Genomic DNA, 11461 nt, shown 5'->3' on the forward strand with positions numbered 1-11461 from the left:
CCCCTTACAAGGGGAGGGTTAGGGTGGGGTCAAGCAATAGTTGATACACTAATCATGACTTGACAAACATCCTCTTAGGATGAATATTTGATTCGTTATATCTTTGGTTATCTATACTCCTTAATTTAAACTCTGGATATTCAAGAATGTATCTACAGTAAGTTATATACAAATATGAGTAATTTGACATTATTTGACATTATTTACTACCATTGGTACACCTCCCCTAGGGACAATGGTAATACCACGACGTACAGGATGTATATTTCTTTTATGATTTAGTGTGAGTTGAAATCGCATTAATATTGAAGCCAATACTAATTTCATTTCATACATAGAAAAGGCTGCACCAATGCAACCACGATAACCACCACCAAAAGGTAAATATTCACCAGCAGAATATTTCTGATGCAGAAATCTTTCTGGTTGAAATTTCTCTGGGTCTGCATAAGTTTCATGTCGGCGATGGGCTAAATAAATGCAGGGAACTAAAACTGTCCCATAACTAAATTTATTCCCCATAATATCTACTGGATTTTTGACCATTCTGGGGGTACAAATTAAGGCAATGGGATGGATTCTCAAGACTTCTTGACAGACTGCATTAAGATAGGGTAGATTGACAATTTCTTCCGCCTTGGCTTTTGTACCTAAAGAATTTAACTCTTGAGTTAGTCGCTGGTGTATATGGGGGTGAGAGTGAATTAAATAGAAAGCCCAAGTTAATACTCCAGCTGTGGTTTCATAACCTAATAGTAGTAATGACATTAATTGATCACGTAGTTGCTGGTCGGTCATTTCCTCTCCATTCTCATCACGTACTGACATGAGCAAGGCGAGAATATCTGTAGGTGTGATGTCATTTTGAGGCCGCCTTTGAGCAATTTCGGCATAAATCAGTTGGTCAATTTGTGCGCGTCTGTGGATAAATTTTCCCCAAGGACTTTTTTTACCCCAGTTTTTTTGTAAAGGTGGGAAAAAAAATAAACTGGAATATAATGGTTTAGTTATATCTTCTAATAATGACCTGAGTTGTGTTTTTAATTGTTGATAACGCACCCCTGGACTAATACCAAAGACTACTTGTAAGATAATTTCTAAGGTTATATCTGCCATGATTGACTGCGTGACAATCTTGGTACCGTATCCCCAATGTTTTGTCCTATCTTCAGTAATTTTCTGAATTAATTCTCCGTAGAGTTTCAGGTGATCACCGTGAAAGGCGGGCATTAATAATTGTCTTTGGCGATTGTGCGATCGCTCTGGTTGTAATACAATAGAATTTTCCCCAAATAATGGTTTAAATACATGGGTGGCTTGCTGAAAATCTAAGAATTTAGCAGGGATGGCAAAACAATCACTAATAGCCTGGGGATGGCTAAAAAATACTATGGGGGGTGATTTTAAACCTAGTACACGCACTGTAAATATATCCCCATATTTGGCAGCACAAGTTTCTAGAAATTTGGTAGGTTGGGCAATTAATTGGAGAGTTTGCAGTAATGCAGGTGTCCTTAATTCGTTAGGTAGATTCATGATCACTCAGAGGGTCAAATAATTAATCTCAATTTCAACTTGCCATCAATTCCTATACTCAAGACCAGAATGTGAGTGTCGAGTTTTTAGGTTTTATCCAGTAATAATACTTAAAATAACTCAAAATAATTCCCTCTGGGCTAGATAACGATTTAAACTTCTTATCCTCACCTTGTGAAAAAGCAATAAATCCTCACTACCTCAAAGATATAAAATTTTTGTTAAATTCATTAAGCATCTACAGCTTGCCCAGTTTTTATAAGGTACTCAGTATGACATCCACAGCATCTTCCGCCCTGCCCAATTTTTGTGAAGGAATCCAATATTTTGGTGAGGCCTTGCCAAATTTTGCAACTTATGGTAAAATAGCTGCAATAGAACCAGGAAAAAAGGCGATCGCCGACCCCACAGATCCCGCAGCGGTATATCAAACCTTACTAGCTGCCGATGCCCTGCGCTATTTAACCCTACAAGTCACAGCCAGTAAAGCTTCCGGACATCCAGGGGGTTTCGCCAGTCAAGCAGAAGCCTATGCAGCCTTGGTAATGCTAGGTCATAAAAACATCATGACAGAAGTGGGACACCACGCCCCCGGATTCTATAGCGCCATGTTTTTAGACCGCTCCCTAGAAGACATGGGGATTAATACAGTACAGCAACTACGCGATCGCTTCCGGGAAAAGCACGGACTTTTAGGGCATCTTTCCGGCTACATCCCCGGCATTCTCGCACCCGCCGGACCCCTAGGACAAGGACAACATTTTGCCATGTCAGCCGCACTGCTGCACCCAGATAAATTATTCCCCTTCACCCTGGGTGACGGCGGACTAGGTGAACCATACATTATGAGTTCCATGGCACATTTTAACACCGCCTATCCCAGTGCCACCAACTTCTTACCCGTCCTAGTGTGGAACGGCTACAGCCAAGAACATCATAGCATGGTTTCCCTCAAAACCAACGCCGAAATGAAAGCCTACTGGCAAGGAAACGGTTTTGCCGAAGTCATCCTGGTAGACGCCAAAGACTTTGACGACCAACACCAACCAGGGGACTATGTTGATAGTACCGCCTTCTCCTTTGAGCAGCGCCTAGCCTTCACCAAAACCGTACTTTTAGGCATAGATAAAGCCGCCCACTCCGCCCTCAACGGCAAACTTACCGTATTTATCATTAAACAACTCAAAGGCGCAGGGGTTCACGCCCGCGGTTCCAAATCTCATAACCTCTACCCCAAAGACACCCTAGACGCACCCCACATTATCAGCGCATTGCAAACCCGCGCCCTCCCCCCAGAAGCTTGGGAAACAGTCAGAACCAACGCCGAACGCGCCGGTGGCGGACCCGCAGCCAAAACAGTAGTCACAGAATTTGAATTACCATTACCAGACCTAGGGAAATTACCCCTAGAAGAATATACAGTCGCCGGTGACCCCCAAGTTTCCACCACCGCCATGGGGCGCTTAGTGGGAATCGTCGGTAAACAAGATAGTAAATTCCTAGTCACCAACGCCGACGGTAACGAAGCATCAGGAATTGCTAACATTAACCAAGCCCTCAAAGTCATTCACCCCACCACCGACGATTTATATAACCAAGCACCCAACGGTCAAGTTTATGAACCATTGAGTGAAGATGCTTGTGCAGGTTTAGCTGCAGGTTTAGCCCTCATGGGTGCGAGAACCCTATGGTGTTCCTATGAATCCTTTGCCATCAACGGGTTACCAATTTGGCAAACAGTCATCCAAGCCATGGCAGAATTACGCCGTCAAACTCCCTCAACCATTACCTTATTTACCGCCGGTGCATTAGAGCAAGGGCGCAACGGTTGGACACACCAACGCCCAGAAATTGAAGCTTACTTTGCTTCCCTCATGCGTAATGGTAATGTTTTCCCCCTATTTCCCCCCGACGCTAACAGCATTCAAGTTTGTTATGACTGGGCTTTGAACACCAAAAATAAAGGAATCGTCATCACCGCCAGTAAATCACCCTTACCCATTCGTACTACCTTAGAACAAACTCGCCAAGGTTTAGCAGACGGCGCAATCTTATTACAAGAAGTTCCCGGTGATAAACAAGTTGTATTTGCAGTCATTGGCGATATGACCTTAATTCCCGTATTTGAAGCCGCCGCTTTCCTAGAAACTGAAGGTATAGGCGTAAAAATTGTTTCCATCATTAACCCCCGCCGTTTGTATCGTCCTCATGACACAGCTTGGGAAACTTGCTCAGAACCCGATGGCGGTTTCATGGATGATGCTCAATTTACCCAATTATTCAGCGGTGATGCATTAATTGGTGTCACTGGTGGCGCAGCGGCCATGCTCGAACCAATCATGTTACGCAGCAACTGCAAACGTGATACTTTCGCCTGGAAACGTGGGGAAACCACCGCCAGCGCCGGGGAATTGATGGCCTTTAACGGGTTAACTGCTGAAGAATTGACTAAACGCGCCATTGAATTAATCCACTAAATTCGGTTTCCAGCTTTGACTACATACCCAACTCCTTTCAAGGACTTGGGTATCTCATTATCAGTTATATTACCTAGAAAATTGAGCAATAGGCATTCTCGGCGGTGCTGTTCTCCACATTAAATCAATCTCCTGTGCTGTCAGTTCATAGGCTTGGTTAACTAAATCAGCCAGTCGATATTCTAATTTTACCGGAACTTGGCGGGAGCGTGAAAGCCCCTGAGAAGCAGCAACGCAGTTGCGTACTTCGTGCTTTAGACAGGGGATGAAACGCGACTTGGCAGGCTTCAGCCTGCTGTGTCCCCTTCGAGTTTTAGGCTATCAATCCAATCTTCAATCAAAGCAGTGATAGTTTTATCTTTTTGAGCAGCATATAAATAAAGTTTATTTCTTCTCCGCTCAGATAGACGTATTGTTAATGTTTTTCCCTTCATAATTGACATAAATCGTTAGTATATATCAAGGAGGTGAAAACAATGTATGGATGTCAGCAAAACTTAATTAAACCAGATAATGAACTTAGAGCAGTCCTTGAGTTTATTTGCTCAGAGTCCCATAAACTGACAAATTGTGGTATCTACTACGCTCGTCAGTTATACTTCAAAACGAGGAAGTTGATTGGTAAATACGATCTAGAAAAACAATACAAGACAAATAAACATTATCAAGTTTTGTACTCTCAAGCAGCACAACAAATTTTGAGGTCTGTAGCAGAATCATTCAAGTCTTTTAAAGAATTGGATAAGAAGTACAGCAAAGGTGAATTGCATTTTAAGCCCAAGCTACCGAAATATCGTAAAGGTGTAGGGTATTCACTTGTGACCTACCCAAAGCAAGCATTGAAACTTGTTGGTGATCATATAAAAATACCGCTGGGTAGTACTGTTAAACGTTGGTTTAAACTTGATAGTTTCTTGCTGCCAATGCCTTCAAACCTGAAGTTTGCAGATATTAAGGAATTAAGAATACTACCAAGAAACCGATGCTTTTATGCTGAATTTGTCTATGAGCAAAAGTCATCACCAAAAATTAATTTTAATCCTCAGTATGCTCTAGCAATTGACCCCGGCATCAACAACTGGTTAAGCTGTGTTTCTAATGTTGGAACTAGTTTTATTGTTGATGGACGCAAAATTAAATCTCTTAACCAATGGTACAACAAGCGTGTTAGTACCTTAAAGGAAGGTAAACCACAAGGATACTGGGATGAACAACTAGCCCACATCACAGAAAAGCGTAACCGACAAGTGAGAGATGCTGTAAATAAAGCAGCTAGATTAGTTGTTGACTACTGCATTAAATACAAAATTGGTACAGTTGTTTTTGGGTGGAATCAAGGACAGAAACAAGAAGCAAAGTTGGGTAAAACAACTCAATCTTTTGTACAAATACCAACAGCTAAATTAAAGGAACGAGTTAAACAACTGTGCGAATACTACAGCATCAAATTTGTTGAAACCGAAGAGTCCTATACTAGTAAAGCTAGTTTTTTAGATGGTGACTTTCTACCTATTTTCGGCGCAAAACCTGAAGGGTGGATACCAAGTGGAAAACGAGTAAAACGTGGAATGTATCGTACTGGTGCAGGTAAATTAATCAACGCTGATTTGAATGGTGCTGCGAATATTCTTCGCAAAGTAGAGACACAACTAGATTTAAATCTGGTCAAGGTCTGTAGGCGAGTTTTGACCCTCGCTACCAGATATCGCATCTGGGAAACCAAAACTAAAAAGCGGAGGGAAGCGGCTTTAGCCCTTCTGGTAGCAACAGTTTAGAATCCCCGTCCATTTATGGCGGGGAGAGGTCAACTAAAGCATTCTTGAGAGCCTTTTTCTGAAATAAAGCTTTATCATCTTGCTGACTCATATATCCATATTCTCAGAGGTTGTTTGGAAAGTATTAAACAGGTAATTTTTATATTAGGGAACAGGGAACACACCGAAGGATTGGGAAGGATTGGGGAACACACAAAAAACAATAAAATCCAGTCCCCTCCCCTTACAAGGGGAGGGTTAGGGTGGGGTCAAGGAATAGTTGATACACTAATCATGACTTATCAAACATCCTCTCAGTAACTATATGGTGTTTAAAAAAAACTTTAAACTCATGTATAAATAAACCAGTATACAGCACTTTTCAAGTAAATAAAGTACACACCTTAATATCATAAATCTTGTGGGGTGGGCATCCTGCCCGCCCTACTGATAATTTCTCAACTCAAATAGGATGACTATATCTTAGTCTGTGTTTAGCAGTCAGCACCGGAAGTAATTTTCGCCAGTGGTATCGCTTTGTGAACCATCAACCATAGGTAAAAAAAATGGGGACACCACCGACTGAACAGAAGTATCCCCAAAAACCTATTGCCAAATATAGATAAGGATAAACAAAACAATCCAAATCACATCTACGAAGTGCCAGAATAAGGAAGTCGCATTGACCCCAAAGTGACCAGAATCGTAGTTTCCCGGTAAGAAAGAGCGGAAAAAAATAATCAACTGTAACAGAATACCAGTGAGAACGTGCAAACCGTGAAAACCAGTCAGCAGATAGAACATCCCACCGAATACCCCGGAAGTAAACCCAAACTCCAGGTTACTCCATTCAATACCTTGACCCACTAAAAAGTAGGTACCCATTGCCATAGTAGCCGCTAGATAGATGCGAAATCCCCTTAAATCGTGTTTTTGTAGGGCCCGTTCTGCTAAGTAAATGACAAAGCTACTGGAAACAAGAATGACTGTATTGATGGCCGGTTCTATAATTTCTAGCCCGGAAACTCCATCTGGTAACCAATTAGGAGTTGTGGTTTTGTAGACGATATACCCAGCGAAGAAACTCAGGAAGATAACGCTTTCCGATAGTAGGAACACAATGAAGCCAAACATTTTATTGCCTTCTTCGTCGTGTTCGTGTTCAACACCTGTGTGATAGTGATTTAATTGCAACTCTTCTGAGTTGATAGAACTGTCCATGGATGGGAATTCTCCTTTTTTAAACCCAGAGGATGACTAAAGTTTAGTCTGGGTGTTTTAATGCGGGGTTGTTGGCTGTTAAGGGTTCTAATTTACCGTAGCCGTAAGGTTCAGAAATAATGATGGGAATTTCCTCAAAGTTTTCCACCGGGGGGGGTGAAGAAACCATCCACTCTAGTCCGATCGCTCTCCAAGGATTATCCGGTGCTTTTTCCCCTTGCATCCAAGAAATCACCATGTTGAAAATGAATGGTAAAGTGGACATTCCCAGCATGAAAGCCCCCAGACTAGCGATAATATTCCAAAATTCGTACTCTGGAGCGTAGGAGGAAACCCGGCGTAACATTCCTTGCAAACCCAAGGGGTGCATGGGTAAAAAGTTAAGGTTAGTACCAATGAATGTTAACCAAAAGTGCAATTTACCCCAGCCTTCGTAGTACATTCTGCCGGTCATTTTGGGGAACCAGTGGTAAATTGCAGAGTATAAACCCATGGTCACTGTGCCAAAGAGGACATAGTGAAAGTGACCGACCACAAAGTAAGTATTATTGACGTGTACATCCACAGGTACAGAGGAAAGCATAATACCCGTGATACCCGCAAATACAAACATGATTAAGCCACCCAGGGAAAATAGCATGGCTGTATCTAGCCGCAGTTTACCCCCCCAAATGGTCGCTACCCAAGCAAATACTTTAATCCCTGTGGGTACGGATACAAACATGGTGGTGAGCATGAATATTAACCGCATCCAACCAGGTGTACCACTGACATACATATGGTGTACCCAGACGATACCACTGACTACCGCAATTAACATTGAGGAAATGGCAACTACTTTGTAGCCAAACAATGGTTTGCGGGCGTAGACTGGGAATATTTCTGAGAAAATGCCAAAGATGGGCAAGATAATCACGTAAACAGCCGGGTGGGAGTAAAACCAGAAGTAATGCTGAAACATCACTGGATTACCGCCGTGGCTGGGGTTAAAAAAGGCAGTCCCTGCGGTGAGGTCTAGTAGTAACATCACTGCACCCGCTGTGAGTGCGGGTAATCCAAACAATTGGATAATCTGGGCGCTAAATACTGCCCAGACAAATAAAGGCATCCGAAAAAAGCCCATCCCCGGAGCGCGCATCTTGACGATGGTGGTAACAAAGTTAACAGCACCCATGATGGAAGAAACGCCGGAAATGGCTACTGCCAGTAACCAAACTACTTGACCATTAATTAAGCTCCCCGTGGGGTTTTGCAGACTCACAGGGGGGTAAGACCACCAACCAGCTTGGGCTGGACCGCCAGGAACTAAGAAACTGGTCATTAACAGAATCCCCACCACCGGTACCATCCAAAAGGCCACGGCATTGAGTCGGGGAAATGCCATATCTCGCGCCCCAATCATTAGGGGTACTAGATAGTTGGCAAAGCCTACTAGGGAAGGAAATGTCCACAAGAACAGCATGACAGTGCCGTGCATGGTGAACATCCCGTTATAAACGGTGCGGTCTACTAGGTCAGATTCGGGTGTAATTAGTTCTCCCCGAATTACCATGGCGAAGATCCCGCCGACGAGAAAGAAAATAAATGAGGTGACCAGGTACTGTATACCAATTACCTTATGGTCGGTGCTAAAGCTGAAGTATTTTTTCCAGCTACCTGGCGGCTCATCAGGGTGACTGATGCCTGTAACGGAGATATGTGTCATTGGTCATTACCCAGGATAATTAACGATAGGAGATGGGGCTGGTGCTACTCTCGCCCAACCGTTTTTCACTGGCTGATCGGCAGCTTGGGCATACTCGGAGGCTGCCTGATTTAGCGCTGGTGTGGGCTTTTGGGTGGCAGCGTAGGACAGCCATTGATGGTAATCTTCGGGAGATTCCACAACTACATTGGCCTGCATGGTGGCAAAGTATGTACCACTATATTGAGAATCCGTTAACCGATACTCTCCCTCACGGATGGGTGTAAATTCAAAGTCAATGGTGTGATTAGGTACAATGTCCTGCTTGAGGCGGAATGCAGGAATATAGAAGCCATGTAGCACATCTTCTGATTTTAGTGCTAAACGTACCCGGCGATCGCTTGGTAAATGCAATTCTGTACTGGTAACATTTCTTTCAGGATAGTGGAACACCCACGCCCATTGTTTAGCCACTACATCAATGTTTTCTACTGGTTCCCCTTCCTCCGGGGGTGCTGCATCAGCCGATTCCATACCTAAAGGATTATGCAAATGCACCAGTTCCATGGGTCCTTGAATCCCCATTTCTTCGTAGACTTGGTAGCTATAGGCAGCAATCCACAATACCAACATAATGGGGATAGCTGTCCATACCACCTCTAAGGTAACGTTACCCTCAATGTGGGGGCCATCGCTCAAATCCCACCTTTGCGCCCGGTGGAAAATAATCGAGTACATCAGAGTACCGGTTACACCTAAAAAGATGAATGCACCCAGGGTGACTAAGAAGCTAATTAGATCATCAATTAGCTGAGATTCTGCTGCTGCTTGGGGGGGAAGCCAGCTATAAGCCTGCTGTCCTATCCACAGACTGATCACAGTCACAATGGTTGCAGCCACCAACACGGTGAAAATATTTAAAATCTTCCGCAAGTCCATAATTGTTAGTTACTTGAGCATTGTGTTTAGGTCTGCGCCCATTCTCAGCAAGTTATCTGCTGTATTATGTATGCCAAACTCCGCCGCCATTTGCGCTCCCAGTGTGCCGTGGACATACATGATCAACATCACTACTATTCCCGTGGCGATATAACTCCACTGCACTTCTTGCCCTGGGTCCTGACTCCAAACAAAACGCTGCCATCCTCTCCACAGCGTCATCCCTAGAATTAGTCCTAGTAAGAATACCCCACCCACACCATGCCAAAGCATGGTTTCCATGGCCTGCATTCCCCAGGCACTTTTGACATCAGCAGATGGTGTTGCCAGCAGCATTTCATAAAAGCCCGCCGCTACAGTGAAAATAGTCATGATAGTACAGCCAAGCATGTTGTACCACCCCACATCAAAAAAGTTGGCAGGTTCTACCGGAATGGCTAAAAACTTGAACACCCATTTTTGCCAAGGGAACAGTATACCTACAAGATCAAAGGTAATGCCAATGATGAACAGACCCAAGGTTAAATGTACTAAGTTGGGATGTATGGGAATGGAGTACGGTAGTCCATTAGCCCCCAATTGCCCGCTTATTTGATCAATTAATTCCGAGTTCATCGCAAGATACCTTCCTTGACTGCTTCAACAACTGGTACTGTGTGCAGTCCATATACCCACACTAGTTGGTCTCCCAGATATACTTGCACGCCCACAATTACGGTTAACAACAACCCAGCGAGCATATAATGAATCGGCAATTTGTAAGGGTTGCGGCTGCGAATCACATACCGCCAGGCTGTAATGGATGCAATAATTCCCGATAGCGACCAACCAACTAATGTATGTACATTTAACACTGATTTTACCTGGTTGTATGGTAGTGCTAAACCGGCTTCAAATTGACCAAAAATAATCGCCACAAAGATAGCGATCGTCGCCACAAACATATTCCACCAACTCACCTCAAACAGATGAGTTCTACCAGTAAAATAACCGAGTATATCGCAGAAGAATGCAAACAAAACCATCGCAATTACAAAGTGCACAACGATGGGGTGCATCGTATCTGGATACGGCAAATTGTGCTCATTTAAAGATGTCAGATACTCAAGCATTGTGTTCTCCTGGATATATTTATTGCCCCTCAATCGTCAATATTTACAGCCCCCACACCACTACAATTAGTTGCATTAAACCGGATTTTTTTGAGATATCCGCGGCGAAATCCGGTCAATGTCAAGACTTTTCACTGCTACATCTGGCTTGATTTACAAAGCTATGCAGTTACTATTTATCATCAACGATTCAATTCAATTCATCTGTTCATGCCGATAATATACAACAGCAATTTTTAATTAATCCCACAAAACTGTTGTATTCTCTTGGGATGGTTTTACCTATACCTTACCTTAACGTTTTTTTTACTAATTGTCAAAAAAATTATCAAATTCTGCTAATGATTATATAATGCAAATATTTTTGATGAAAAAGTAAAATCAGCAACATTTACCAATTATAAATCTGTGATCACCAACACAAATTCATATAATCTGAATAAAAAAATACCAATCAATAAAAATTTCAGATAAAATAATAAATATACTGATTTATTATTGATTAATAATTGAAGTTAAAAATATCAGGATTTTAAATTTTAAGGGGATGTAGAAACCCCATCTTCAACGAAGTAAGATGGGGGAGTTAAAATCAAATCTTAGAGAATGTTTGATAAGTTTTCAACAGGTAATTTTTATCTTAGGGAACACCGGAGCACCGGAGCACCGGAGCACCGGAGCAGGGAATGGGGGACACTCCGAAACAATAAAATCCAGTCCCCTCCCCTTACAAGGGGA

9 protein-coding genes are annotated in these 11461 nt (G+C 42.8%); 2 read left to right on the plus strand and 7 right to left on the minus strand.

Translation table 11 applies throughout. The annotated features are described in order from the left end of the window. Positions 1–189 precede the first annotated feature (189 nt). Entirely contained in the window at positions 190–1536 is a 1347-nt protein-coding gene (locus IM676_RS12765) for a cytochrome P450 (protein WP_200987249.1), read from the minus strand. 272 nt (positions 1537–1808) lie between these two features. On the opposite strand from IM676_RS12765, the gene IM676_RS12770 reads away from it, so the two are divergent. Further along, the gene (locus tag IM676_RS12770) at positions 1809–4013 is read left to right on the plus strand and encodes a phosphoketolase family protein (protein ID WP_200987250.1); all 2205 of its coding nucleotides are present in this window, start codon (positions 1809–1811) and stop codon (positions 4011–4013) included. 287 nt (positions 4014–4300) lie between these two features. On the opposite strand, the gene IM676_RS12775 is transcribed toward IM676_RS12770, so the two are convergent. Next, a complete protein-coding gene (locus IM676_RS12775; protein ID WP_200986765.1) occupies positions 4301–4447 on the minus strand; it encodes a hypothetical protein in 147 nt (48 codons plus the stop codon). 42 nt (positions 4448–4489) lie between these two features. Here IM676_RS12775 and IM676_RS12780 point away from each other — a divergent pair, with 42 nt between their 5' ends. Beyond that, the gene (locus tag IM676_RS12780; protein WP_200987251.1) at positions 4490–5788 is read left to right on the plus strand and encodes an RNA-guided endonuclease InsQ/TnpB family protein; all 1299 of its coding nucleotides are present in this window, start codon (positions 4490–4492) and stop codon (positions 5786–5788) included. 585 nt (positions 5789–6373) lie between these two features. Here IM676_RS12780 and IM676_RS12785 read toward each other — a convergent pair. From IM676_RS12785 to IM676_RS12805, 5 genes are read right to left on the minus strand one after another with little or no spacing between them, the layout of a single operon-like run. Further along, a complete protein-coding gene (locus IM676_RS12785) occupies positions 6374–6988 on the minus strand; it encodes a cytochrome c oxidase subunit 3 (RefSeq protein WP_200987252.1) in 615 nt (204 codons plus the stop codon). 43 nt (positions 6989–7031) lie between these two features. Next, positions 7032–8693 carry a cytochrome c oxidase subunit I gene (gene ctaD, locus IM676_RS12790; protein WP_200987253.1) on the minus strand — a complete coding sequence of 554 codons (1662 nt, stop codon included), beginning with the start codon at positions 8691–8693 and terminating at the stop codon, positions 7032–7034. A 6-nt stretch (positions 8694–8699) separates the two neighbouring features. After that, positions 8700–9611: a cytochrome c oxidase subunit II gene (locus IM676_RS12795; protein ID WP_200987254.1), complete on the minus strand. Its 912-nt coding sequence runs from the start codon at positions 9609–9611 to the stop codon at positions 8700–8702. A gap of 9 nt (positions 9612–9620) precedes the next feature. Then, positions 9621–10226 carry a DUF2231 domain-containing protein gene (locus IM676_RS12800; protein ID WP_200987255.1) on the minus strand — a complete coding sequence of 202 codons (606 nt, stop codon included), beginning with the start codon at positions 10224–10226 and terminating at the stop codon, positions 9621–9623. Next, positions 10223–10723, minus strand: coding sequence for a DUF2231 domain-containing protein (locus tag IM676_RS12805; RefSeq protein ID WP_200987256.1), 501 nt, complete (start codon positions 10721–10723; stop codon positions 10223–10225). The genes IM676_RS12800 and IM676_RS12805 overlap by 4 nt, the downstream gene beginning before the upstream one ends. Positions 10724–11461: the final 738 nt, after the last annotated feature.

This window comes from Anabaenopsis elenkinii CCIBt3563, from assembly GCF_015245355.1.
Taxonomy (GTDB): Bacteria; Cyanobacteriota; Cyanobacteriia; order Cyanobacteriales; family Nostocaceae; genus Anabaenopsis; species Anabaenopsis elenkinii.